The organism is Maricaulis sp. D1M11 (genome assembly GCF_047308265.1).
Lineage (GTDB): Bacteria > Pseudomonadota > Alphaproteobacteria > Caulobacterales > Maricaulaceae > Maricaulis.
The window spans coordinates 280,731-306,455 of sequence record NZ_JBKQWY010000007.1 but is presented as its reverse complement, the minus strand read 5'-3'; the positions used below and the strand labels follow the sequence as shown (position 1 = coordinate 306,455).

General features: G+C 60.6%; 22 protein-coding genes and 1 riboswitch. Of the genes, 13 read left to right on the top strand and 9 right to left on the bottom strand.

Annotation, left to right across the window (positions count from 1 at the left end; genetic code table 11):
- Positions 1-23 precede the first annotated feature (23 nt).
- The gene (locus RMQ97_RS12420; protein ID WP_413661204.1) at positions 24-1,154 is read left to right on the top strand and encodes a PA0069 family radical SAM protein; all 1,131 of its coding nucleotides are present in this window, start codon (positions 24-26) and stop codon (positions 1,152-1,154) included.
- Here the strand turns inward: RMQ97_RS12420 and RMQ97_RS12415 are convergent.
- Complete coding sequence (locus RMQ97_RS12415; RefSeq protein WP_413661203.1) at positions 1,151-3,553, bottom strand: putative bifunctional diguanylate cyclase/phosphodiesterase; 2,403 nt, start codon at positions 3,551-3,553, stop codon at positions 1,151-1,153. The genes RMQ97_RS12420 and RMQ97_RS12415 overlap by 4 nt on opposite strands.
- 98 nt (positions 3,554-3,651) lie before the next feature.
- Here RMQ97_RS12415 and RMQ97_RS12410 point away from each other — a divergent pair, with 98 nt between their 5' ends.
- The 3 genes from RMQ97_RS12410 to RMQ97_RS12400 all read left to right on the top strand — a co-directional run bounded on the left by RMQ97_RS12410 (position 3,652) and on the right by RMQ97_RS12400 (position 8,075).
- Entirely contained in the window at positions 3,652-4,227 is a 576-nt protein-coding gene (locus RMQ97_RS12410; protein WP_413661202.1) for a ribonuclease HII, read from the top strand.
- A 208-nt stretch (positions 4,228-4,435) separates the two neighbouring features.
- Entirely contained in the window at positions 4,436-5,515 is a 1,080-nt protein-coding gene (locus tag RMQ97_RS12405; protein WP_413661201.1) for a site-specific DNA-methyltransferase, read from the top strand.
- A gap of 31 nt (positions 5,516-5,546) precedes the next feature.
- Positions 5,547-8,075: an ATP-binding protein gene (locus tag RMQ97_RS12400; RefSeq protein WP_413661200.1), complete on the top strand. Its 2,529-nt coding sequence runs from the start codon at positions 5,547-5,549 to the stop codon at positions 8,073-8,075.
- Between the two features lie 6 nt (positions 8,076-8,081).
- Here the strand turns inward: RMQ97_RS12400 and RMQ97_RS12395 are convergent, their stop codons facing one another.
- Positions 8,082-9,164, bottom strand: coding sequence for an A/G-specific adenine glycosylase (locus RMQ97_RS12395; RefSeq protein WP_413661199.1), 1,083 nt, complete (start codon positions 9,162-9,164; stop codon positions 8,082-8,084).
- 47 nt (positions 9,165-9,211) lie between these two features.
- Between RMQ97_RS12395 and RMQ97_RS12390 the strand changes: the two genes are divergently transcribed.
- The 9 genes from RMQ97_RS12390 (at position 9,212) to RMQ97_RS12350 (ending at position 17,963) form a co-directional block, all read left to right on the top strand.
- Entirely contained in the window at positions 9,212-9,742 is a 531-nt protein-coding gene (locus RMQ97_RS12390; RefSeq protein WP_413661198.1) for a DciA family protein, read from the top strand.
- Between the two features lie 65 nt (positions 9,743-9,807).
- Entirely contained in the window at positions 9,808-10,554 is a 747-nt protein-coding gene (locus RMQ97_RS12385) for a DsbA family protein (RefSeq protein WP_413661197.1), read from the top strand.
- Positions 10,555-10,595: 41 nt separating this feature from the next.
- Positions 10,596-11,366 (top strand): thioredoxin domain-containing protein, encoded by a 771-nt coding sequence (locus tag RMQ97_RS12380; protein WP_413661196.1) that lies wholly within the window; start codon positions 10,596-10,598, stop codon positions 11,364-11,366.
- A 347-nt stretch (positions 11,367-11,713) separates the two neighbouring features.
- Complete coding sequence (gene smc, locus RMQ97_RS12375; protein ID WP_413661195.1) at positions 11,714-15,160, top strand: chromosome segregation protein SMC; 3,447 nt, start codon at positions 11,714-11,716, stop codon at positions 15,158-15,160.
- Positions 15,161-15,389: 229 nt separating this feature from the next.
- Complete coding sequence (locus tag RMQ97_RS12370) at positions 15,390-15,650, top strand: AtpZ/AtpI family protein (RefSeq protein WP_413661194.1); 261 nt, start codon at positions 15,390-15,392, stop codon at positions 15,648-15,650.
- Positions 15,651-15,711: 61 nt separating this feature from the next.
- A complete protein-coding gene (locus RMQ97_RS12365) occupies positions 15,712-16,485 on the top strand; it encodes a F0F1 ATP synthase subunit A (protein ID WP_413661193.1) in 774 nt (257 codons plus the stop codon).
- Between the two features lie 50 nt (positions 16,486-16,535).
- Positions 16,536-16,763: a F0F1 ATP synthase subunit C gene (locus tag RMQ97_RS12360; RefSeq protein ID WP_413661192.1), complete on the top strand. Its 228-nt coding sequence runs from the start codon at positions 16,536-16,538 to the stop codon at positions 16,761-16,763.
- Between the two features lie 112 nt (positions 16,764-16,875).
- On the top strand, positions 16,876-17,424 hold the full coding sequence (locus RMQ97_RS12355; protein WP_413661191.1) for a F0F1 ATP synthase subunit B': 549 nt from the start codon (positions 16,876-16,878) through the stop codon (positions 17,422-17,424).
- Between the two features lie 2 nt (positions 17,425-17,426).
- Positions 17,427-17,963: a F0F1 ATP synthase subunit B gene (locus RMQ97_RS12350; RefSeq protein WP_413661190.1), complete on the top strand. Its 537-nt coding sequence runs from the start codon at positions 17,427-17,429 to the stop codon at positions 17,961-17,963.
- 361 nt (positions 17,964-18,324) lie between these two features.
- Here the strand turns inward: RMQ97_RS12350 and RMQ97_RS12345 are convergent, their stop codons facing one another.
- The 7 genes from RMQ97_RS12345 to RMQ97_RS12315 all read right to left on the bottom strand — a co-directional run bounded on the left by RMQ97_RS12345 (position 18,325) and on the right by RMQ97_RS12315 (position 25,543).
- Entirely contained in the window at positions 18,325-18,636 is a 312-nt protein-coding gene (locus RMQ97_RS12345; RefSeq protein ID WP_413661189.1) for a hypothetical protein, read from the bottom strand.
- 488 nt (positions 18,637-19,124) lie between these two features.
- Positions 19,125-20,708: an aminomethyl-transferring glycine dehydrogenase subunit GcvPB gene (gcvPB, locus tag RMQ97_RS12340; protein WP_413661188.1), complete on the bottom strand. Its 1,584-nt coding sequence runs from the start codon at positions 20,706-20,708 to the stop codon at positions 19,125-19,127.
- Positions 20,708-22,051, bottom strand: coding sequence for an aminomethyl-transferring glycine dehydrogenase subunit GcvPA (gcvPA, locus tag RMQ97_RS12335; RefSeq protein WP_413661187.1), 1,344 nt, complete (start codon positions 22,049-22,051; stop codon positions 20,708-20,710). Before gcvPA ends, gcvPB begins: the two co-directional genes overlap by 1 nt.
- Entirely contained in the window at positions 22,051-22,497 is a 447-nt protein-coding gene (locus RMQ97_RS12330) for a hypothetical protein (RefSeq protein WP_413661186.1), read from the bottom strand. The genes gcvPA and RMQ97_RS12330 overlap by 1 nt, the downstream gene beginning before the upstream one ends.
- A gap of 8 nt (positions 22,498-22,505) precedes the next feature.
- Positions 22,506-22,871, bottom strand: a complete 366-nt coding sequence (gcvH, locus tag RMQ97_RS12325) for a glycine cleavage system protein GcvH (protein ID WP_413661185.1) — start codon at positions 22,869-22,871, stop codon at positions 22,506-22,508.
- A gap of 39 nt (positions 22,872-22,910) precedes the next feature.
- Complete coding sequence (gene gcvT, locus RMQ97_RS12320) at positions 22,911-24,017, bottom strand: glycine cleavage system aminomethyltransferase GcvT (protein WP_413661184.1); 1,107 nt, start codon at positions 24,015-24,017, stop codon at positions 22,911-22,913.
- A gap of 180 nt (positions 24,018-24,197) precedes the next feature.
- Positions 24,198-24,287: riboswitch (glycine riboswitch) on the bottom strand.
- 368 nt (positions 24,288-24,655) lie between these two features.
- Positions 24,656-25,543, bottom strand: coding sequence for a hypothetical protein (locus tag RMQ97_RS12315; protein ID WP_413661183.1), 888 nt, complete (start codon positions 25,541-25,543; stop codon positions 24,656-24,658).
- Positions 25,544-25,725 lie beyond the last annotated feature (182 nt).

Here is a 25,725-nt window from a genome sequence, read left to right as displayed (position 1 = left end):
CGGAATTGAGTCATGATGAACCCATGACCGAGCCCTCCGGTGGATTTGCCCTGAACGCCCATTCGGGATCCCCACAGCCAGCACGCCCTCTGGCCCGGGGACGGGGGGCTCGGTCTAACACATCCGGGCGCTATGAAGACCGCCAGTACGACCCGTTTGACGATGGGTGGACCGAAGACGATGAAGCGCCACAGCGTCGAACGACCGTATTGAAAGATGGGTCGCGCTCCATCATTTCCACCAATTCATCTCCCGACATTTCGTTTGACCAGTCGATCAACCCCTATCGCGGCTGCGAACATGGCTGCGTCTACTGCTATGCCCGCCCCAGCCATGCGTATTGGGGATATTCCCCCGGGCTGGACTTCGAAACGATTTTGTTTGCCAAACCCAATGCGGCGGAACTCCTGGAACAGGCCTTCAACCGACCTTCCTATCGGCCCAAACCCATCATCATCGGTGCCAATACCGATGCCTGGCAACCCATAGAGCGCGAACGCGAGATCACACGTAATTTGTTGAAAGTCTTTGCGCGCTACCAGCACCCGGTAAGTTTCATCACCAAATCGGCTCTTATCCTGCGTGATATCGACATACTCGCTCCCCTTGCCGCGAAAGGACTGGCCAAGGGCGCCATCTCGATCACCACGCTGGATCGTCGACTCTCGCGCGACATGGAACCGCGCGCCGCGGCCCCTCACCGACGCCTGGCTGCCCTGAAAGCCCTGTCAGAGGCGGGCATTCCCATGACCGTGATGACGGCCCCCATCATTCCCGCCCTGAACGATCACGAGATGGAGGCCATTCTGGAGGCTGGCCAGAAAGCAGGCGCGCGCTCTGCAGGCTATGTGCTGCTGCGCCTGCCCCTGGAGATCAAGGACCTGTTTAAAGAGTGGCTGGCGGACACCCGTCCCGACGCCGCCGCCCATGTGATGTCGATCATGCGTCAGATGCGTAACGGTCGCGAATATGATGCCAGCTGGGGTCAGCGCGGTCGGGGAAGCGGGCCCTTTGCGCAGCTATTGGCCAAGCGGTTTCGCACCGCGACCCGGCGCTTGAAACTGACAGCACCGCGCCTCGCGCTCGATTGCAGCCAGTTCCGTCGCCCTTTGGGCGGGGATGGCCAGCCCTCGCTGTTCGACACAGACCTCTAGACGATCTGCCAGGATTGCGGGTGTGCGCAGCCCGAGGCAACATTGCGAATTTCGGTCCGCAATTCCTCGCAAGCCTCGGCAAATCCGGCAATGCGACCAGATCGCATGGGTTTGGACAGGAGATACCCCTGCATCACCACTTCGGGATGATCCCCCAGAGCTCCAAGTTCCTCGAGCGTCTCCACGCCTTCTACGACCACACCCAGACCCAGCTGGCGGGCCAGATCCAGGGTGGAGGAGACGATGATCTGCGCTTCGCGATCACGGTGGAGACCACACATGAAGGACCGGTCCAGCTTGATCTTGTCGAACGGGAAGGCCCGCAAATAGTTGAGCGAGGCAAAGCCCGTACCGAAATCATCCATCGACACGCCCACACCCAGCGCTTTCAGATGTTTCAGGATTTGTTGGGCACGCTCTTCATCATCGATCAGCACGCCCTCGGTGATCTCGATTTCCAGACGGCGCGGATCCAGCCCCGTGGCCTTGAGCGCACTTTGCACGGCCAGAACGAGATTGCCCTGGCGAAACTGGGCCGGGCTGACATTGACGCTCACCGAAGCTCCGTCAGTCCAGTTCACGGCCTCGCGACAGGCGCGTTCTAGCACCCATTGGCCCATGCGCAGGATCATGCCGGTTTCTTCAGCCAGCTGAACAAATTCGCTCGGCGGTACAAATCCGCGTTCGGGATCCTCCCAGCGCACCAGGGCTTCATACCCACAGATTTCACCTGTTCCCAGCTTCAGCTGGGGCTGGAAATGCAGGTCCAGGCCCTCTTCCTCAATCACATCTGACAGGGCGGTTTCCAGTGCCCGGCGCTCTTGTACGATCCGGTCCAGACCCGGATCATACTCGCTGACGCGGTTACGCCCCTGGCCCTTGGCTCGATAAAGCGCGAGGTCGGCCTGGTTCATCAAACGCTCGGGGCATTCCCCGTTCATCGGATAATAGGTGATGCCACCAGATGAGGAGACATTGAGCTGGACGGTGCCGAAAATGGCCGGAGACCCCACGGAATTGACCAGTCGCTCTGCGATGATCTGCGCGTTTTCGCGATCCGTATCCGGAATAACCACAGCAAACTCATCGCCTCCCAGTCGAGCGGCAATCGCATGCTTGGGCAATCCATCGAGCAGGCGGCCCGCAACGGCCTTGAGCAATTCATCACCCATGGCATGGCCGTGGATGTCATTGACTTCCTTGAACCGGTCGAGATCGAGGCACAGAACCGCCACCTCACCATCCGCCTGACGCGCGCAGTCCAGTGCTTTTTCCAAGGCCTTCCGGAACGCAATGCGATTGGGCAGGCCTGTCAGCGCATCATGGTGCGCCATATGCGTCATCTGGGCGCGAACGCGGTCCTCTTTCGAAATATCCCGAAAGGCGTAGACCTGCAGCATTTCGCTGGCATATTCGATTGGCCGGCTGCGGACCTGGACAGCCACGGACGAGCCATCACGGCAACGAACCCGGCATTCCACCGATTCCTCACTCAGGCTTCCGCTCAAAAGGCGTGAGGAATCGCAATCGGCGGTGACTTTGAGGAACGGGCATCCGATCAGGTCGGCCGGCTTGAGCTGGGTCAGTTCGCAAAACCGCTTATTGACCTCGCTGATCAGCCCATCGCGGACAACCACAATGCCCTCGAAACTGGCATCATTGAGCTGGCGCATCCGCCGCATCTCACGGGCATGCCGATGGCTCATGGAGTTATCGAAGAGAGCAGCCAGAATTCCGACAATCGCCAGGGCAATCGTAGTCACCGCAATCACAAAGGCGATCAACAGGCTGGACTGATCCGCTAACACCGGCTGATCGAGAGGCACGCTGACCTGGCCGGTGGTCGCATTGCCCACAAGCTTGGCCATCAGTGTTCCTAGGGTGAGGAGGATGCCCGCCGCGACACCGCGCTTGATCGTCGGTCGACGCAGGATCCAGACAAAGGCGAGAACATGGGCCCCCACGGTCACACCGCCGATCACCCCCCAAAACAGGGGCGAACCGATCTCATCGAGCACGCCGGAGGGCAAACAGGTCATCAAGGAGACGGCCACGGGCGCCAGCCCGGCAATCACACCGCCCACAACATACCAGCGCGGGCGATCACCCTGAATGGCGACAGCCCAACCGGTCACGCCCAGGGCCATGGCGACTACGACACTGAGGCTGACGCGCCAGTCATCAAGGGGCAGAAGAAGGGGGTGGGTCAGGGCGAGATTGGTTACAAACAGCGGCGCCCAGGACTTTCCAGCCACGGCCGCACCCGCCGCCGCAATCCAGGCCGCACGCACCCGACCACGGGTCCGCGCTCCCCGCGCCGCCATGATCATGATCGCAAATGAAGACACAGCCGCTGCGATAAAGGCAATCGTCAGCAACCGGTAGTCCACTCCCGGCATCCCATCCGTCCCTGCACTTGGCACCTTCTGAGCGAGGTGCTTGTAAGTTGAGACGAATGTTTCAGAAATTCCCCGATATTTGTTTAACGGAACCGATCATGTTTGATCTAACTCACGCAGGCGTCGATGAAGCCGGGCGCGGTCCCCTGGCCGGGCCGGTTGTCACGGCCGCCGTCATTCTGCCGCAAAACCATACCCTGCAAGGCCTGGACGACAGCAAGCGCCTGACGGACAAACGTCGCCGGGCGCTGTATACCCGCATCCTCGATGAGGCCCTGATTGGTATCGGCATTGCCGAACCCGCCGAGATCGACCGCATCAATATTCTCCAGGCGACCCTCACCGCCATGACCCGGGCTGTACGGGCCCTGCCCATGCGCCCCGCCAAAATCCTGATCGATGGCAACATAGTTCCGCCGGATCTGGACCTGCCCGCGCGGGCGATCATCAAGGGCGATCAGAGCGAACCGGCTATCTCTGCGGCCTCCATCATCGCCAAGACCCTGCGCGATGATCTGATGGTGCTGGCCGATGCGCGGTTTCCCGGCTATGGTTTTTCCGGTCACAAGGGCTATCCCAGCCCGGTCCACAAGGCTGCTTTGACCGAACGGGGTCCCTGCCCCATTCATCGCCTGAGCTATGCGCCGGTCGCGGCCGCCCGGCGCCCGGAATGAGGCTCGACCATAATCCCGGCGCCTGCATGTGAAGCGCTTGAGCCTGGACGGGGAGATACCGGGGCCGAAACACGGTCCAGGTGAACAAAAATCGGATCGGGGTGGATTGCTTGCAGCGAATCGCTGTGGAAAAAGGAATCGTGTTTAACGCCCCGTTAGCCCTGTTTAACGACAACACTCGCTTGGACAGAGTCAAAAGGAGTGCGGAATGGTGGACACGCCGGTCGATGTCATTCTTGAAGGAGAATGCTCGGAAGTGATGAAAACACTTCCCGATGAGAGCGTGGATCTCGTCTTCGCCGATCCTCCTTACAATCTTCAACTGGGTGGCGACTTGCACCGCCCGGACAATTCCAAGGTTGATGCCGTCGATAATGACTGGGATCAGATCGGCGGATTTGACGATTACGACCTCTTTACATGGAAATGGATGGAAGAGGCCCGCCGTGTGCTCAAGCCCAATGGCGGTTTGTGGGTCATCGGCAGCTACCACAATATTTTCCGTGTGGGTGGCATTCTGCAGGATGCCGGCTTCTGGGTGCTCAACGATATCATTTGGCGCAAATCCAATCCGATGCCGAACTTCAAAGGCACACGGTTTACCAATGCGCATGAAACCCTGATCTGGGCCGCGAAAAGCAAGGAGGCCAAACCCACCTTCAATTATGCCGCGATGAAGGCTCTGAACGATGGGGTTCAGATGCGATCTGACTGGACCCTGCCCATCTGTTCCGGTGGCGAACGCCTCAAGGGTGAGGATGGCAAAAAGGCCCATCCCACGCAGAAACCCGAAGCCCTTCTGCACCGTGTCCTGCTATCTACCACCAATCCAGGCGATCTGGTGCTCGACCCCTTCTTTGGCACCGGCACGACCGGCGCCGCCGCTAAACGTCTCGGTCGACACTATATCGGCATTGAACGGGACCAGACCTATATCGATGTCGCACGCGAACGACTGCACGCGATTTCGCCGGCGGCCAGCGAAGCGCTTAGTGTCACCCAGTCAAAACGAGCGCAGCCACGCATTCCCTTCGGAGCGCTGGTCGAACGTGGCCTCGTGAAGCCCGGTGACACCCTGTATTGCCCCAAAGGACATCGCACTGCGCGCGTGAGAGCCGATGGCTCCTTAATCGCCGGACAGACGGCCGGGTCCATTCACCAGGTCGGTGCCCAGCTGCAAAGCGCTCCCTCCTGCAATGGATGGACATATTGGCACTTCCGTACAACGCAGGGCCTCGCGCCCATCGATGTTCTGCGAGCACAGGTGCGCGCGACACTGGAGGCCTGATCCAGGGCAGGCCTAAAGGGAGGGGGCGCTGATGAACTGGCATTCACTGGCAACGCGTTTTCTCGGAGCGATCTTGTTGACCGCGCTGACCGTGTCGGCCGTTGCCGGTGTTCTCGTCTCACTCACCTTCTGGCGCGATCTGGAGCGGCAACAATTCAGCGGCCTGTCGGATTACATGGCCGAACGCTCCCAGCTGGCAAGCCTGCGCTTTGAACGTGTGGAAGCCGCCCATCGAGCCGCCCGCCAGTCTCTTGAGCGTCGTCTCCCACTGCTTGAAAATGATCGCCAGGTCGAAGCCCGGTTCGACACCCTGTTTCCGATCCGGGCGGATGGCACACGCCGCAGTATCGACCCCTTGTTCGGCGGCTATGGCGATGAAGAGGGGGATTATCACTACGGTGTGGCCGCCTATTTCAATCCACAGGAACCCGCCGATACGAACCGCCAACGCCTGCTATTGTCAGCCTATCACGTGGTCGACCGGGCCGGCGAAGCGCTGCAAGGGCAGATCGACAATATCTATTTTTTCACGCCGACCAATGAACTGGTGATCTCCGCGGCCAACCGGCCCGATCAGTTGATGTTCTATCGCCGCGATGCCTCCCCCGATTTCGACCTGACGCGCGCCGCCTTCGCCGATCTTGTGAGCCCGCAAAACAATCCCGATGGCGATTTCGTCTGCGGCGAACTGACCCGCCTGATCTATGTGCGTGATCGAGAGGTTCTGACGAGTGGCTGCTTTTCTCCTGTCTGGCGGGACGGACAATATCTGGGCACGTTCGGCACGACCGCCCAGCTGGACGAGTATTTCTCGCAAATCCTCGCCAACCCTCCCCGCCACGGCCTCAATCTGATCGTCGATCGTGAAGGGCGACTGATCGCCCATCTTGACCTATTGGGGCGCCCGGCCACGCCGGACCTTGTTGAGCAGCTGGAAAACGACCTCGCCCTAGAGGCCGTGTCGGCCGCCATTGCCCGCCAACCGCAGGACAAGGGTATTTTCATCACGCCTGACAGTCAGTGGGTTGCCGCGTTTGCCACCCTGCACGGGCCCGACTGGTCCCTGGTGACACTGGTCGACCGGTCGGTGCTGCAGGCTGAAACCCTGTCTTCCATGCTGCTGGTTCTGGGCTTTGGCATGTTGGGTGTGGGTATTCAGGGCGCCCTGATCTACATGATTTTCTTCCGACGGGTCATTCAGCCGCTTCATGCACTGACCAAGCGTTATGGCCAGGGCCCGCTGGACGTCGAGGTTGCCAATCAGCAGATCACCGGCGCTCTCCTGTCAAAAGACGAGTTGGGCACGCTCGCGCGCACGCTGGAACGCCAACGTCTGGAGAGCGCCGAGCTGCTGGATATCCTCGAAGACCGGGTGAAACAGCGCACAGCCCAGCTGGAGGCCGCGAACCGGTCCAAATCCGAATTCCTCGCGAATATGAGCCATGAATTGCGCACACCGCTCAATGGCATTCTGGGTCTGGCCCAAATCCTGGAAAAAGCACTGGAAAATCCGGCCCAACAGAACCAGGCACAGATGATCTTTCGCAGCGGCAACGCCCTCGCCCTGCTGCTCAACGACATTCTCGACATGTCCAAGATCGAGGCGGGCAAGCTGGCCCTGGCGCCCAGCGAGACTGACTTTGTCCAGCTGGTCGGCGATGTCGACGCGCTGTTCGCTCCGGCCGCGCGCGAAAAAGGCATTGAGTTTACCGTCTGCATTGATCCGGATGTGCCTCGCACCCTCCAGATTGATGCCCTGCGCGTGCGCCAGTGCCTGTCCAACCTGTTGTCCAACGCCGTCAAATTCACAAATCACGGCGAGGTTCGGCTGGATATCAGTTGCGAGGACAGCGCCACCGGCTATCAGATCTCTGCCCGCGTCAGCGATACTGGCCCCGGGATCACCGATGATGTTCTGGCCCGGTTGTTCAAGCCCTTCAGCCAGGCCGATGCCAGTATTGCCCAGCAATTCGGGGGAACAGGGCTGGGGCTGGCGATCACGCGCAATCTGGCCAAGCTGATGCAGGGCGATGTCAGCGTTCAGACAACCCCCGGCGAAGGCTCGTGTTTCACGCTCAGCTTTCATGCGGGCATGGCGACCAGCCTGGACACGGTGGAGCTGGTTGATGACCCAGCAGAACTGGCGGCCTCCGACGCCTTTGCCTCGCTGCGCGGTCTCAAACTCCTGCTGGTGGAAGACAATTTCATCAATCGCCAGGTCGCCACGGCCTTTCTCTCCCACCTGGGCGGCGAGATCACCGATGCCGAAAATGGTCAGGAGGCACTCGACCGTCTGGCGGAGGAGCGCTTCGATCTGGTTCTCATGGATGTCCGCATGCCCGTCATGAACGGGCTGGAGGCCACACGCGCCATTCGGGCGGGTCAGACCTCCTGGTCCCAGATCCCGGTCCTGGCGCTCACGGCCAATGCCACGGAGGACGATGTCAAAGCGTGTTTTGAGGCCGGCATGAACGGACATGTGTCCAAACCCCTCGCACCCATCAGCCTGTTCAAGGGCATGCGCCGGGTCATGAGCCCAACACCCGAGCCGACATCCTAGTGACGGTCAGGACCGGGTCTGCCGCACGATCTTTCGCATCACGCTGGGCAGGTCCTCCACACGCAGATCGTCTTCACCCACCCACTCGCCGCTCTCCGGCTCCCAGCCGGCGGGCGCGGGCGCCCGGACCACATCGAGCCTCAGTTCGAAATGGGTAAACACATGGCGGATCTCGCCACGCGGTTCCCATTCTGTGTCAAAGGGTTGGGGTGTGTCAGCCTCAGCGTCCGACCATCCGGTGCTGGGCACTTCCCGCATCCCGCCGAGCAGGCCGCGATCCGGGCGGGTTTTCAACCACAACTGGGTCTGCCCGCCGCTGTCGCGGCTCACCATCCAGGCCGTCCCCCGCCTGACAGGCTTGGCTTTCTTCGGGGTTTTGCGGGGATAGGCCGTCATATCCCCTGCCTTGCGGGCCTGACAGCCCGAGCTCCACGGGCATCCCCCACACGTAGGGGATTTGGGCGTACACACCGTGGCCCCCAGATCCATGATGGCCTGGGCATAATCGCGCGAGCGTTGCGGATCTGCGATGGATCCCGCCAGACGGCGGATCGTAGGCTTGGCCGCGGGCAAGGGGATCTCCAGCCGCACCATGCGCGTGATCACACGTTCAACATTGCCATCCACCACGCTCGCTGGAGCATCAAACGCGGCAGCGCGGATGGCGTTGGCCGTGTATTCCCCGATGCCGGGCAAGGCTTGCAGCGCCTTCAGCGTGCTGGGAAAGACGCCGTCGAGAGTCTCACTGACTTCAATCGCACAGGCGTGAAGATTGCGGGCGCGGGCGTAATAACCCAGCCCGGCCCAGGCCGAGAGCACATCCTCGCGGGGGGCCGCCGCCAGATCCTGCACGCGGGGCCAGCGCTTCAGGAAGCTCAGCCAATAGGGTGTCGCATGCGGTACGGTGGTCTGCTGCAGCATAATTTCCGACAGCCAGATCGCATACGGGTCAGCAACAGCACCGCGCGCCGCATCTTCCGGCCTTATCCGCCAGGGCAAGGCGCGGCCTTGCCGGTCATACCAGGCAAGCAGATCGCGGCGCAGCACCTCCGGAGCGGGCAAAAAATCGGGATAGAATTCGTCTGACATGTCTTCGGCATATTGCTCGTTTGAGGGAGCGGTCTACACTCCAACACATGCGCCGCAAACACACGCCGTCAAGCAAGGAACAGATTGCCAGCCGCTTCATCGGTGAGCGACGAGGCCGGGCCGCCATTCGTCCCGTGCCCTCGGTCGCTTCGGCGGCCAGCAAGGTCTTGCGTCCCTTTACACGACAATTTGGCCCTGGCCTTGATCAGCTCAAGGAGCGCTGGCCTGAAATTGTGGGTGAAGGCATAGCGCGCTGGAGCACGCCGGACGCGCTGGTGCGCCAGCAAGGGCACTCGGTCCTAGTGATCCGGGCGCGCGGATCTGCGAATGCCGTGATCCAGGCCGAGGCCCGGCGAATCTTAGAGCGTGTCCGACAGTTTTCCGGTCGACAAGCCCCGACCCGAATTCGGGTTGTGCAGGGGCAGCTGGCCGCGCCGTCTGATCCTGCCCGACAAAAGATAACACCCGTGCAACCTCGCTCACAAAACAGCGAGCCCGTGGCACTCGATGCCCAATCCCGGCTATTGTCGGCCTTGACCCGCTTCGACAAAGCTGTGAAAGCGCGGGGCGAAGAGTAATACCTGCCCCCTTTCCGGTTGTATGTATGCCGGAAGCCGGGCCATTTTGATTGGGGAATTTCGACATGACGCTGACGCGCCGCCTGCTCACCCTTGCTGCACTGTCTTCCAGCCTTGTTCTGGCTGCCTGTGGAGGCGGATCGGGGCCTTCTGGCCAGAGTGCTTTTGAGCGCGCCAATGACCGCGCCCTGGGCAATCCGGATGCACCGCTCACGGTGATCGAGTATTCCTCCGTCGCCTGTCCGCATTGCGCGACCTTCCACAACAATGCTTTCAAAGACATCGAGGAAAACTATATCGAGACCGGACAGGTCCGGTTCGTCTTCCGCGAAATGCTGACCGGGCAGCCGCAATTCGCCGTCGCCGGCTTCGCCCTTGCCAATTGTGTCCAGGATGACCGCTATTTCGACATGATCGAACTGCTGTTCCAGCAGCAGAACGCCATTTTCCGGGCCGCCTCCCAACCTGGTGGCGCACGCAATCAATACCTGACCATTGCCCGGACCATGGGTATGAGCGAGGCCGACTTCGAAGCCTGCCTGGCCAATGAAGACATTCAGGCCGCCATTATCGAACGTAGCGAGCAGGCGTCCGCAGACGGTGTGAACGCCACGCCTTACTTCATCATCAACGGCTTTCACCTCGATGCCCGTGTAGCGCCCGGTGAGACCAGCCAGACCTATTTCCTGGGTGAGAACCAGATCCTGGTTGACGGCGAATCTGTTCCGGCTGACACGCGTCCAGAGACCTATGCCCGCATCTTTGACCACCTCCTGGCCCAGATCGCGGACACACAAGGCGCTGCAGAATAATGTCCTCAACGAGCGTTTTTCCGACTTCATGGACAGGGCTGATGCTGGCGGGTCTGCTGGCCATCTGTCTTGCCCCGATCGCCCCGGCGCAACAGAACACGCCCGAGCAGACGGCTGAACAGGCTGCAGCACAGGCCGCGTTCGAAGCTGCCATGGCGGTGCCGCACCAGGAGCGGCTGGATGCGGCCTATACCGTGTATGCCAATGACCACGTTACCGGTTCTGAAGACGCACCGCTTTTGCTGATCGAGTACGCCTCGTTCACCTGCCCTCACTGCGGCAGCTTCCACCACGAGGTGTGGGATACGCTGAACCGGAACTATATCGAGACCGGAAAGGTCCGCTTTGTACTGCGACCGATCATGACGGCCCCGGCCCAATTGTCGGCCATCTCGATTATTCTGGCCGATTGTGCCGCCGACGATCGCTATTTCCTTGCCGCGGATCTGCTCTTTTCCGAGCAACAGGCGCTGTTTGACACGATCGAACAGGAGGGCGATCTGCGCCTGTATTACGAGACGATCGCTGGCACGGTCATGCTGTCTCCCGAAGACCTTCAAGCCTGTATGAGCGATCCGTCGCAGATGCAGGGCCTGGATGATCGCAATCGCGATGCCGCGCTTGTAGAGGTTCCCGGCACGCCATCCTTCCTGGTCAATGGCAAGATCCTCAGCACGATGGCGGTCGATGGTACACGCGTCTATTCCTGGGGTGGTGAGCCCCTGCTGATTGGTGGCGAGACCCTGCCCGGCGGACATGATCCTGTGGTCTTCTCACGCATCCTGGATCATTTCCTGGGCGAAGCGGACTAATACTCCGCTCAAACCGGCTCCACACTCGACGATTCCTGACAAGGCCCGCACTCTGGTGCGGGCTTTTCAACAGGCACCGTGCAGATTCGACCGCATCCGTTTGAAGAAGGATTGATTCTCCGTTTCAATTGGCACAACATCTAGCGACACAGAGGCACACACCCACCATGTGTGGTGGGACCAAACCTCAAACCCGCCATCAAACGGGCTCGATTCACGCCTAGATGTAACGGCTAGACGTAACGGCGATATATGATGACGGGCGGACAACGGTGCACAGGTTTAGGATGCCCGCCTGAGGGCGGCATTCAGGCCGCCTGGTCCTGTTGCGGTGGAATGGAGATGGAGTGAAGTTTACCCAGCTGCGGCTGGCCGGATTCAAATCCTTCGTCGACCCGACGGAGTTGAGGATTGATCCCGGACTGACCGGCGTGATCGGTCCAAACGGGTGCGGCAAGTCGAATCTTCTTGAAGCCCTGCGCTGGGTGATGGGGGCCACCTCGGCCAAATCCCTGCGCGGCTCAGGCATGGAAGACGTGATCTTCGCAGGAACCGATGCACGCCCGGCGCGCGATCGGGCCGAAGTTGTGTTGACCATCGACAATGAAGACAAGCTGGCCCCGCCCCAGTTCAACGAGGCGGCCGCGCTGGACATCTCCCGCCGGATCGGGCGTGGTATCGGCTCGACCTACAAGATTAATGGCGAGGAAGTCCGCGCGAAAGACGTTCAGCTCCTGTTTGCGGATGCCGGAACCGGGGCCAATTCGCCTGCGCTGGTACGTCAGGGTCAGATCTCCGAACTCATCGCCGCTAAGCCGGAAAACCGCCGTCGGGTGCTGGAAGAAGCGGCCGGCGTTGCCGGTCTGCGTGCCCGACGCCACGAAGCCGAATTGCGGCTGAAAGGCGCAGAAGCCAATCTCGATCGCCTCCAGGAGGTGATTGACGAAACAGATGCCCGTCATGGCGCCCTGCAAAGACAGGCGCGCCAGGCCTCACGCTATCGCAAGCTGTCGTCATCCATCCGAACACTGGAAGCGGCGCTTTGGCTCAATCGCTGGCGCGAAGCATCGTCCCAGGCTGAAGAGGCCGAGGCCGAACTTGCCGACAAGCGCCAGGCCGCCGAGGACGCCATTCGTCAGGCGGCCGAGCTGCGGACCCAGGCTGAAATCGCCTCGGCCCTGCGCGATCCCTTGCGCGAGGCGGAGGCCGAAGCCGAAGCGGCCCTGCGCCGGGTCGAGCGGGAACGCGACCAGATCGAGCGCGACGCCGCCGATATCAAGCGGGCCATTCGCGCCATGGAAATGCGCCTGGATGAGTTGGCCAAGAGTGCGGAACGCGAACAGCAGATCGCCGCCGATGCCGATCAGGCCCGGCAACGCGCCACAAGCGAACTCGAGATTTTGAGCCAGGACGATGCTGCCCAGGAGCGTAGTCAGGCCGCAGCAGACGCCGCCTCGCGTGATGCAGAGGAACGCCGCAAACAGCGCGATGCCGTGCTCGATACCCGGGCATCCGAGCTGGCCGAGCACAAGGCGGCACTGGAGAGCGCGGCCAAGGCCGTCGCCAGCCTCCACCGCCGACGCGATGACATGCAGCGACAGATCCAGCGCGCCCGTGATGAATTGGCCCGTTTGACCGAGCAAGGCCGGGACAGCGATCTGGCAGCGGCACGTGAGGCGGTCGAGATAGCGGAGACCCGCTCGGAAACAGCGCGTGCCACACTGGACCGTGCCGAACAGGCCCGGCAGCAGGCCGATGACACAGCTCAGACCCGGCTCGCGGCGCGTGACGAGCAGATGCGGGCGGTGGCCGAGCTCGATCAGGAAATCAGTGCACTCGACAAGGTGCTCTCGGCCACCCTGGATGAAACCGTACATCCGGCCATCGACCAGGTTCGCGCTCGCCCGGGTTATGAACACGCCCTCGCAGCCGCACTGGGTGAAGATCTACAGGCCTCGCTTGATGCGGATGAGCCGCGCTATTGGCAGGAAACCTCCATTCGTCTCGAACAATTGCCGGGGGGCTGCGTTCCCCTGTCGGATCATGTGGACGCACCGCCCGCCCTGAAAGCCCGGTTGCGATCCATTGGCGTGATCAAGCCCGAACAGGCCCATACCGCCCGTCGCCAGCTCAAACCCGGCCAGCGTCTCGTTACTCGCGAGGGTGATCTGTGGCGCTGGGACGGCCTGACCGTCAAAGCGGGCGCGCCTTCCGCATCGGTTGCCGTGCTGGAACAACGCAATCGGCGCGAAGCCCTGGTCAATGATGTCGAGGCGCTGCGGCCCGGTTGTGATCAGGCTCGAACCGTGGCCGAAAACGCCCTGGCCGAGCAGTCCGAGGCCCGGTCCCTGGAGAGCCAGGCGCGCCAAGCTGTGGCCCCTGCGGAACAGGCCCTGCGTCAGGCGGTTCAGGCTGAAGCCAATCTGAAAACCCAGACCGCCCAACACCAGGCGCGTCTGGTCGCCCTGTCTGAAGGTGTCGAACGCCTGGTCGATGAAGCCGCCAGCCTGGACCGGGAGATCGAGACGGCAGAAGCCGAACAGGCTGCCCTGCCCCCCGCTGACACCAAGGTCGAAGCACTGAACAAGGCGCGCGCCGAGGCGGAGACAGCCCGGCTGTCCGCAGCCGATGCGCGCGCGGCACTGGAGGCTGTGCGCCGGGAGGTCCAGATCCGCCAGCAAAGACGCAAACAGCTTCAAGGAGAGCATTCTGAATGGTCCATGCGTCTCAAAGCGGCCGAATCACGCATCGCGGATATGGACGTCCAGCGCGACAAGACCCTGGCGCGCCTCGCGGATGCCCGTAGCAAACCCGACCAGCTTGAAACCGCCCTCGACGAGATCGCACAGACCCTCAAACTGGCCGAGGCCAAGGCCCAGGAAGCCCGCGATGCCGCCCGCTCGACTGAAGACCAGGTCAAAGCCGCCGACACGGCCGCCCGTCAGGCTGAAACCGCCGCATCGGCCGCTCGGGAAGGTCGCGCTGCCGCCGAGGCGCGTTTGTCCGGTGCACGCGACCGACTGGCAGACACCACCGCCCGGCTTCAGGATGCCACGGGAGAAGCGCCGGGCGCCCTGGCCCACATTATCAAGGATGCGGATCTTGATTCGCTGTCTCTGGCCGAGCTGGAGCGTCGCCTGGACGAAGCCCGCCGTTCCCGTGAACGCCTGGGCGCCGTCAATCTGCGCGCAGATGAGGAAGCCGAGGAACTGGCCTCCAAACGTGATGAGATGATCAAGGAACGCGATGACCTAATCGCTGCCATCGACAAGCTGCGCAAGGCGGTCGAGACCCTGTCACGGGAAGGCCGGACGCGGCTTCTCGCCGCCTTTGATGTCGTGGACGGTCATTTCCGCACCCTGTTCTCCACCCTGTTCGAAGGTGGACAGGCGGAATTGCGGCTGACGGAGAATGACGACCCGTTGGAAGCCGGGCTGGAGATCTTCGCCTGCCCTCCCGGCAAGAAGATGGACAAGATGACCTTGATGTCCGGCGGCGAACAGGCGCTCACGGCCTCAGCCCTTATTTTCGCGGTCTTCCTGGCAAACCCGGCGCCCGTGTGTGTTCTGGACGAGGTGGACGCACCCCTGGACGATGCCAATGTCGACCGCTATTGCCGCATGCTGGAGCGTATGAAGCAGATGACGCAGACCCGTTTTCTGGTCATTACGCACAACGCCCTGACGATGTCGCGCATGGACCGACTCTACGGAGTCACCATGGCCGAACGGGGTGTTTCCCAGCTTGTGTCGGTCAACCTTTCCGACGCTGAACAGCTTGTCGCCGCAGAGTGACGAAATAACCCTTTTATTTCATTGCGTTACCGCAGGTGCGGCCTTGCTTGACTTGGCGGGGTGGCGTGGATAGTGTGCGCGCGCCTAGGGGGGGTGTCCTTCCGTAGGCGGACCGATCAACCTGTCTAGTTCTAGACAACGCAAAGACATCACACTGAGCGACAAGTCCAAATCCGACCTTGACGACCTGCAGCGGCGCATTGATGCGAAGCGCAAGCCGGAAAAAGGGATGAACGAGGATACGCCGCGATCTGCCTGGTCCGTTGGACTGCGCTACGGATCTGATTTCTTTGCCGGGGTATTGGTTGGGACTGTGCTGGGGTTTGGAGCGGATGCGCTGTTTTCAAGCGCGCCCATAGGCCTCATCGCAGGGATGTTTTTGGGTTTTGCAGCCGGCACACTCAATGTAGTGAGAACGGCGCAGGAACTGAACGCGCAGACAGGGGACGATACGTCCACCTCGACGCAAGATGAGAATAGGGATCGCTGACTTTCAGCGGTTCGTGGATTGACCGGCAGCTGCTGCTGCCATTCAGGAAGAGAGGCCGGGCGTGGCAGACACCAACCCGATCAAACAGTTCGAAGTTCATCCGATTGGCCGTTTCGAGGCCTTTGGATATGATCTGTCCTTCTCCAACTCTGCCTATTTCATGGTTCTGACCGTGGTCGTGGCGCTGGCCTTCTTCCTGTTGGCCACATCCAGCCGTTCGATCATTCCGAACCGGGCTCAATCCGTCGCCGAGATCATGTATGGCTTTATTGCCGATATGGTTCGGTCGACCGCCGGACCGGACGGTCTGAAATTCTTCCCGTTCGTGTTCAGCCTCTTCATCTTTATCCTGGTTGCCAACATGCTGGGCATGTTCCCGTATTTCCCGGCACCGGGCTGGCACTCCTTCACCATTACCAGTCAGATCATCGTAACGGTCTTCCTGGCATGTCTGGTGATGCTTGTCGTTCTGGGTTACGGCCTGTTCAAACATGGGATCGGCTTCTTCAAGCTGTTCTTCCCGTCCGGACTGCCCGCACCGCTCTATATCATCGTGACGCCGATCGAGATCATTTCATTCCTCTCGCGTCCGGTCTCTCTGTCGCTGCGTCTGTTCGGCAACATGCTCGCGGGTCACCTCCTCTTGAAGGTGTTCGCCGGTTTCATCGTGACGATGACCGGAGCGGGTTTTGCCACGGGTGTTCTCAGCATTTTCCCATTCGCAATGATCGTGGGTCTGACCGGGCTCGAATTCCTGGTCGCCTTCTTGCAAGCCTATGTGTTTGCAATTCTGACCTGCATTTATCTGAGCGATGCGCTCCATCCGGGGCACTAAGACAAGTTTCGTTCCATCCACTTATCCACGACTTCTAAGGAGCAACCACAATGGACGCGGAAGCCGCAAAATACATCGGTGCTGGCCTGGCAACCCTGGGCCTTCTGGGTGCCGCTTTTGGCGTTGGCAACATCTTCGCCTCTTTCCTGCAGGGCGCCCTGCGTAACCCGGGTGCTGCACAGCAGAACTTCGGTACGCTGGTCTTCGGCTTCGCCGTGACCGAAGCCCTCGGCATCTTCGCATTCGTCATCGCGATGCTGCTGCTGTTTGCTGTCTAATCAGCAAACACATCTGACTTTTCTTGAGCCGGGCTGGCGCTGAGTTTTCTGGCGCTGACCCGGCTTGAGGCGTATATCAAGCCGTCGCTCATTTTGAATGGAGGTCGCCGCCATGGCGCCGAACACCCATTCCGAAGGGATTGAACACGCTGCCGGTCACGGTTCAGACGTGTTTCCGCCTTTCGATCCTGCCTATTTTCCGTCCCAGATCTTCTGGCTGGCGCTGACTTTCCTGGCACTCTATGTGCTGCTGTCCCGCTTTGTGCTGCCGCGCATCGCGACGACGATCGAGGAACGTCGTGACCGTATCGCAGACGATCTGGACGCTGCCGCACAGGCCAAGGCTGAAGCCGAAGCTGCTGGTGAAGCCTATGAGGCCTCGCTCGCAGACGCTCGCGCGAAAGCCCATGCCATCGCTGCTGAAACCCGCTCTGCTCTCGATGCCGAACTGGCCGATGAGACCGCCAAGGTTGAGGCCGAACTGGCCGAAAAAGCCGACGCGGCCGAAGCCTCCATTCGCGTCGCGAAAGAGAAAGCCTTTGCGGAAGTGAAATCCATTGCCACCACGGCCACGACTGTTGTTGTGGAAACCCTGGCAGGCGTGGAGATCACGGATGTCGACGCTGCCAAGGCCGTCGATAAAGCGATGAAGGGAGCCTGATCATGCGTCTGGCTGACGAAACAGCGACCGAGTCCGCAGGTCTGATCAGCTATCTGCTGACCGATACCTCCTTTTACGCGACACTCGGCCTCGTTATTTTCTTCATCATCCTGATGATGGCCGGTGTTTTCAAAACCATCGCCAAATCGCTGGATGATCGCGCTGAAGGCATCAGCCAGGAGCTGAACGATGCCAAGCGTTTGCGCGAGGAAGCCGCGGAAATGCTGGCCTCCTACCAGCGCCGGCAAAAAGAGGCTGAAGCCGAAGCCGAGGCCATCGTGGCCCAGGCCAAGCGTGAAGCCCAGCTGATGGCCGAGGAAACCCGCAAGGAATTGTCCGAACGTCTGGAACGTCGCACAGCCCTGGCGGAACAGCGTATCGCACAGGCCGAAGCCCAGGCAGCAGCCGAGGTGAAAGCGGCCGCCGCAGATCTGGCGACGGCTGCGGCTGAGGAGATCCTCCGGACCAGCCTCAAAAAGACCGATCTCAACAAGATCGTCGATGCCGATATCAAGGATATGGGTGAGCGCCTGAACTAGGCCGGTCATGATCCGAACAAACGGGCCCGGAGCGTATCGCTTCGGGCTTTTTTGTATGTAAGCGGCGTCCAACGATATCTAACGCATCCCCGGACCGTGATTGTAGGACTGTCCAGCCCGTCTCCAGAATAAGACAGGCCTTGCCCCTCACCTGCCCCGGCACGGTTTGCTCACGGCATTACGGACGCGCTCCTGGAAGAGACGCCGCAATACGCACAGATGCTCTCCCAGGCACCCCAGAACGCTTCACACGCTCTAACGGCACACACGAGACTGGAGCTTTGGGACAGGCCAAGATGACCGGACGCCGTGATGTCAGGAGCGATAGGGGATAACGAAGAGGCGATCGACCTGAACGCGGCTATTCAGCCGGCTCACCGTCTTTCTCGCCAAAGGATTTGCGTACGTGTTTCCAGATCCACGGAAAACGACGCAGCCGATTGGTAATGATGCGGTGCGCGGTTTTCGATGCAGCGGCAACCATGAACAGGCCGAGCAAACCCAGCGGGATCCCCACCGGGATAATCGGCGTCAGAATCGCAACCGGGACGGACAGCGCCATGAACAGAAGACCGATGGAGATGATGACGGCACGGATAATCACCACGATTGCCGCAGCAATCGGGCTCTTGCGTGCAAATCCGTTCAAGGCGTCGTTCATCACCGCATCCATGTCGAGACCTCCACATACGGTCGCCTGCGCTCTGTGAGCGAACGCAGAACCCTGAGGTCTACACCTAATTCGTAAACCCCAGCCGAATACCAGAGAATTGCGCCGGAATTCTGACAGACCGGTCGCTCCTGCCCATTTTTGATGCAGGTCGCAACCGATGTAACACCAGAGCGGACAAATCCCCGTGGGGTGCAAGAACCATATAAGGTTTTCACGTGGCCTGTTAAGGCTTTGGCTGCGTATAAGCGGATGCAGCGGATAAATTATCCCTGATCAAAAGTGTGCACCCGTGTGAACAGGCCTGCGCAGCGTCGTCCCATGACGGACCGGCCTGCCCGCCTGCCCGCCTGTCTGCCTGTCTGCCCGTCTGCCTGTCTGCCTGTCTGCCCGTCTATCTGTATGCCTCACTAAAGCCCTGTCCGATCAAATCGGCCACAAAAAAGGCCGTCCTGCAGGACGGCCTTTGCGTGATCAACAATCGGACGCGGCTATTGTGCCGCTTCCAGTGTCTCATCTGCCGGAGCCGTCCAGCGCAGAACCGGCTGGCGGGCCGCCCGTGTCTCGTCCAGTCGTTTGGTCGGTGCATGAACAGGCGCGGCGAGGAAGCGATCCTTGTCATTACCCTGTGCGGCCAGGGCCAGGCCTTCCAGTGTGTCGATGAAACGATCGAGCCCGGACTTGCTTTCCGTCTCGGTCGGTTCGATCAGCATGGCGCCGTGAACCACCAGCGGGAAATACATCGTCATCGGGTGATACCCCTCATCGATCATGGCTTTCGCAAAGTCCAGCGTGGTGACGCCGGTGTCCTTGAGAAAACGATCATCAAACAGGGCTTCGTGCATGCAGATCCCGTCAAATGCCGGGGTCATCACGTGTTTCAGTCGTGCCTGGATATAGTTCGCGTTCAGAACGGCATCTTCAGCGACCTGTTTGAGGCCATCGGAACCATGGCTCATCATATAGGTCAGCGCGCGAGTGAACATGCCCATCTGGCCATGGAACGCCGCCATGCGACCAAAGGGTTGAGCCGCCTCCGGGGCCTCCCCTTCCTGCTCGACCAAATCCCATCCGTCTGCAGTTTCCTTGACAAAAGGCAATGGCACGAAGGGCGCCAGGGCGTCGGAGAAAACGGTTGGTCCGGCGCCCGGCCCACCCCCGCCATGCGGCGTGGAGAAGGTTTTGTGCAAGTTGATGTGCATGGCATCCACACCGAGATCGCCCGGGCGAACCCGTCCGACAATCGCGTTGAAATTGGCGCCATCACAATAGAAGTAACCACCCGATTCATGGATCAGGTCGGCGATCTCGCGGATATCACGCTCGAACAATCCACATGTATTCGGATTGGTCAGCATGATGCCGGCGACATCATCACCCAGCTTGGCTTTGAGGGCCTCCATATCGACACGGCCGGTCTCGTCCGCAGGAATTTCGTCGACGGTGAAACCACATTGCACCGCGGTGGCCGGATTGGTCCCGTGTGCACTTTCCGGCACAAGAACCCGGCGACGATGATGCTGGCCATCGGCATCCAGTTTGGCGCGGATCGCCATCATGCCGCAGAATTCACCGTGAGCCCCCGCTTTGGGCGACATGGCGACGGCCGGCATGCCGGTCAGCGTCATCAGCCAGTGTCCCAGCTCGCCAATCACCTGATAGGCGCCCTGAACCGTTGAGGCCGGCTGCATGGGGTGAAGATCGGCGAAACCCGGCATCCGCGCGACTTTCTCATTGAGGCGCGGATTGTGTTTCATCGTGCACGAACCAAGCGGGTAAAGGCCCAGATCGATGGCATAGTTTTTCCGCGATAGGCGCACATAATGGCGCATAGCCTCCGGTTCGGCGAGACCGGGCAAACCCATGCGGGTCTCGCGCTCAAGACCGCCCAGTCGTGTAGGCGTGCCTTTTGGCTCAGGCAGATCCACGCCCGTGGTCGCCTCGGCGTGTGCGCGTTCAAAGATCAAGGGTTCAGCCTGGTCCAGGCCGCGGCTGCCGGAGATGGTGTCGGCATAGCCACCCGTGGCGATGTTGGTGTCCATGCGTGTCGGACGACCCTGATTATTCATCGGCATTAGAGCACCTCCTTAAGGGCGGCCGTCAAAGCGGCGATATCCTCAGGCGTATTGGTTTCAGTCGCAGCAAGGATCAGCACATCCTCGAACAGGCCCGGGAAGAGACGGCTGGCGGGCACTCCACCCAGAATGCCCCGTTCCGCGAGCGCATCGACCACACGGGCCGCTGGCTGGGGCAGCCGCACCGCGAATTCATTGAAGAAGCTGTCATTGAGCACGTCCACACCGTCGATCGCCGACACAGCATCCGCCAGGTCACATGCGATCTCGTGATTGAGACGGGCCAGCTGGGTGAACCCTTTTTCGCCCAACAGGGTCATGTGAATGGTCCAGGCCAAGGCGCACAGCCCGGCATTGGTACAGATGTTCGAGGTCGCTTTTTCGCGGCGGATATGTTGTTCGCGCGTGGACAGCGTCAGCACATAACCACGACGTCCATCGGCATCGACCGTCTCACCGGCCAGACGCCCCGGCATCTGGCGAATGAAGCGACGATCCTCCTTACAGGCGAACAGACCCACATAAGGACCACCAAAATTCAGGCCCACCCCAATGGACTGGCCCTCACCCACGGCGATGTCAGCGCCCATGGCGCCCGGCGCTTCCACCAGACCCATGGAGAGCGCTTCGGTGAAGACGGCAATCACCAGTGCACCCTTGGCATGAGCTGCATCGGACAGCGCCCGCAGATCATGCAACCGGCCAAACACGTCCGGCGTCTGAACGACGACGCAGGCGGTCTCGTCATCAATCGCATCAATGACGACTGACAGGTCGGACAGGCCCGGTGTCGTGACCGCAATTTCGACGGAGGAGTATTTGGCGAGCGTCCGGGACGCCTCGACATAATGCGGGTGCACTGTCCCGGCCATCACAGCCTTGTCGCGGCGCGTGACGCGTGCCGCCATCATCACCGCTTCGGCGCATGCCGTTGACCCGTCATACATGGAGGCATTGGCCACATCCATACCGGTCAGCGCAGCAACCTGGGTCTGGAATTCAAACAGTGTCTGCAGCGTGCCCTGAGAAATCTCTGGCTGATAGGGCGTGTAGGCCGTCAGAAATTCGGACCGCTGGATCAGGTGATCCACGGTGGCCGGGATATGGTGTTTATACGCTCCAGCCCCCACAAAGAAGGGCGCCTGTCCGGCGGCGATATTCTTGGCTGACAGCGCCGCCATCGCGCGCTCGACCTGGAGTTCACCCTGTTTTTTGGGCAAATCGATCAGGCCATCCAGACGCGCCCGTTCAGGCACATCGGCGAACAAGTCATCCACGGAGGCGACGCCGATGGCATCAAGCATCGCACTCCGGTCGGTATCTGTATGAGGGAGGTAACGCATCAGTTTTCCTGTTTCTGAGCCCCGACCTGCTGATCCCGATAGGCCGACCATGCGTCGTACCCACCCGACAGAAAGGCATAAAGCTCGGCACCGTCCGCAATTTCCAGCTCCTGGAGCGAGCGGTCCGGGAAAGGAGGACGGGGATTGTTGCGCGCCCGCACGGCACGGGGCTCAGCGATAGTCGGCAACATGAAGAGGCCGGAATGATCCACAAGATCGAACAGAAACGCGCAGACGTCCGGGGTCAGGCTGTGCAGGGCCACCATACATCCAGCATGCTGGCCCTGGTCGAACAACTCGACCTCGTCACCGGACTTCAAGGTCAGGGCGACCTTGTCCTGCGAGATCCCGGCAATGTGAGCCTCATACGCCTTCGCCCGGGCGGCCTGCCAGTGCGGCAGGTCCACATGGGCTTCCATATCCTGGATGTAGACGTCGAAACTCATAATGCCCCTTAGCCGATATGGTCAGAATAAGCGGCTTCGTCCATCAGGCCTTCAAGCTGGGACGGATCGGACAGTTTGATCTTCACGAACCAGCCCGCGCCGGCCGGATCTTCATTCACCTTCGCCGGCTCGCCTTCCAGGTCGGCATTGGCGTCCACGATCTCGCCATCGACCGGGGCGTAGACATCGGATGCCGCTTTCACGGATTCAACCACGGCAAATTCATCACCCTTGGACACGGTCTTGCCCGTCTCCGGAAGCTCGACAAAGACCACATCGCCCAGCTGTTCGGCGGCGTAGGCGGTAATGCCGACCGTGGCGACCTCGCCCTCAACGGTGATCCATTCATGGTCTTCGGTATAACGCGTGCTCATAACTTTTCTCCTGCCCTGTCTTGGAGGCCTGAATGGGGCTTAACCCCGATAGAAATTCGCCGGAACAAACGGCAATTTGGTCACTTCTGCCGCGCGCGGCTTGCCGCGCACGATGATGTCGAGCTCGGTTCCCGGCTCGATGAAATCACGTTCCACATAGCCCATCGCGACCGGTCCACCGACGGTGGGGCCAAAGCCGCCCGAGGTCACGACACCGATGATCTCGCCATCCTTGGCGGCAATCTCGGCACCTTCGCGAGCCGGCGCACCGGACAGGCGCAGGCCGACACGCTTGAGGCCATGTTTTTCCAGAAGCTCTGCCAGGACTTCTCGGGCGCCCGGGAAATCACGGCGCTCGCGGCGGGTCTTGGCGACGGCCCACATCAAACCGGCTTCCACCGGATTGCGGGTCTCGTCCATGTCATGGCCATACAGGCACAGACCCGCTTCCAGTCGCAGACTGTCGCGCGCGCCCAGCCCAATGGCTTCCACCTCGTCCTCTGCCAGCAAGACACGGGCGATCGCATCCGCCTTGTCTGCCGGGATGGAGATTTCAAACCCGTCCTCGCCGGTATAACCCGAGCGCGAGATCAGGACCTCGACACCGCCGAGCTCGAAGGCCCCGCACTGCATAAACACCATCTCGCACGCGGCCGGAACCAGGCGAGCCATCACATCCTTCGCAGCCGGGCCCTGCAGGGCCAGAAGCGCGCGGTCCTCCAGACGGGTCAGCGTGCCCTTACCCGCCGTCGCCGTCTCAATGATCTTGAAATCATTGTCCTTGGTCGCCGCATTGACGACCAGAAACAGGCCTTCGCCCTGCGGACGCGAGACCATCAGGTCATCGACAATGCCGCCGCTTTCATTCAGCAAAAGCGTGTATTTCTGTTCCCCGGCGCCCAGCTGGGAGAGGTCAGCCGTGATCAGGCTTTCCAGCGCCGCCTCGTCGCCGACATAACGCGCCTGCCCCATATGGGAGACGTCGAACAGGCCAGCCTTGGCGCGGGTGTGATTATGCTCGCCCATAATGCCCAGCGGATACTGGACCGGCATGTCATACCCGGCAAACGGCACCATCTTGCCCCCCAGCTCGAGGTGCAGGGCGTGAAGGGGTGTTTGAAGAAGGGTGTCGAGCGTATCGGTCATGTCTATCGGATCCTTGGCGCAATGGTGATCTGCGCGCACACACGGGTCCGCGCAGCCCTTGCCCCCGCTGTCCCGATAACCTGAGAGATTCCACACCAGCCTGAGGTCGAAGACCTGGTTCAGGGCGCTGCTTGCTCCGTCGGTGGGGTCTGGCCTACGCCGACCCGCTTTCCAGCGTTTATCTTTCCCGCGGTCCCTTGGCCTGAGCGTTTCCGGGGCGGTTGCGCCTTCGGCGCCGGCTTATTCGCCGGTCTCTCCCGCGAGAAAGTAGTATGCCCCGGGGAGCCCCCGGGAACGAGCCGGACTTTATGACGAAAGGTCCTGAAGTCAACGTCACACCTCTGTCAAAAACAAGAAAATCGGGGAGATAAAAAATCCCGTTTCATCTCGCGGCAGACCCGTCCCGGTTTGCGCGAAGACTTGGCACATTCACCCCCTATTTCCGTGTATCACGCGACATGCATGCGCCAGCCGCACTCTTCGATTATGCACGCCTGACACGAATCTCCGCTAGGTGTTGGCCCTTACGACAAAACGATATTCCAGAATCAGGGTCGACCGGCCCGCAGATGTCATCACCTACTATTCCGAGTATTGGCAGCGAGTTTCCGGGGTCATCCGCGTTAAGGCGGCAGTTTTCAGAACCTTTTGCGGTTGAGATCGATAATCATGCCATTCATGCGCTCTTCAAGTTCCGCATCCTGGCCGCCATACCGCTTCTCGAACACTTTCAGTGCTAGCCAGTAGAAATTCTCATAGACACATTTCTCGGTGGCGCTGCGATATTTCTGGCCCGGCACGTCCACGACATGATCCTTGAATTCGGCCTCCAGCACGAGGCGCCAGCGCGCATAGCCGCCCTCGATTACTTCAAACAGGGCTTCATAGGTATAGCTGAAGTCGAGTCGGCCGGAACGGACCCCCAGTGCAATGCGCTCGAGCGTGTTGAGATACTCGTAGATGACACGAGAACAGGGTCCGTGATGCAGGATCAGCGTATCGATATCGAGGTTGTTTGTCCCCGGGTGGCCAAGCGTGCGGTAGAATTCGTCAAGCGAGAGATCCAGCATCTCCAGCGGCAGGGCCCGGTCGGCGAAGGCGTTGGAATGCCGCTTCTGCCAGAGCAGAAGCGTGTCATAGATCATCATGCTCAGGCGCTTAACCTTCACATTATAGGGGTCTTGCAGAATGTCCCGTATGACCGCCTCGGTATCCACAATGCTCGCAGCCTGCTGCGAGCGGTATGAGGAGAGCATCCAGCCGAGCGCGGCCACCGAGGTCGAGACCAGTACACCCAGCGACGCCCAATATCTCCAGTCATCGGCTGTGCCGGTGTGCAGATGTGCATGGATGGCACCGGCCCAGCCCAGCACGAGCAAACCAATCGCCAGGAAGGTCCGCAGATAGCGCAGGACCGGGCGCATGACCGGCTCTCGAAACCCCCAGCGGGCATAAACCAGATGACGACGCCAGATCGCATCCTCGACCAGCCACAGGATAAGCGCCGTGACGGTCAGGCCGTTCACATGGCCCCAAATTTCGAACTTGATAAGGAAGATGTCTTTAAGGCAGAGCCTTAAGGGGAAAAACCAAAGCGCGGATACCAGTCCTGCCTGTACGAGGAAGCGTGCGACGAACACCCAAGGCCGTTCCATCGCATCCCCCGAATAGCCGACAAATCAGACGTCTTTTTCACCACGCATTGTGC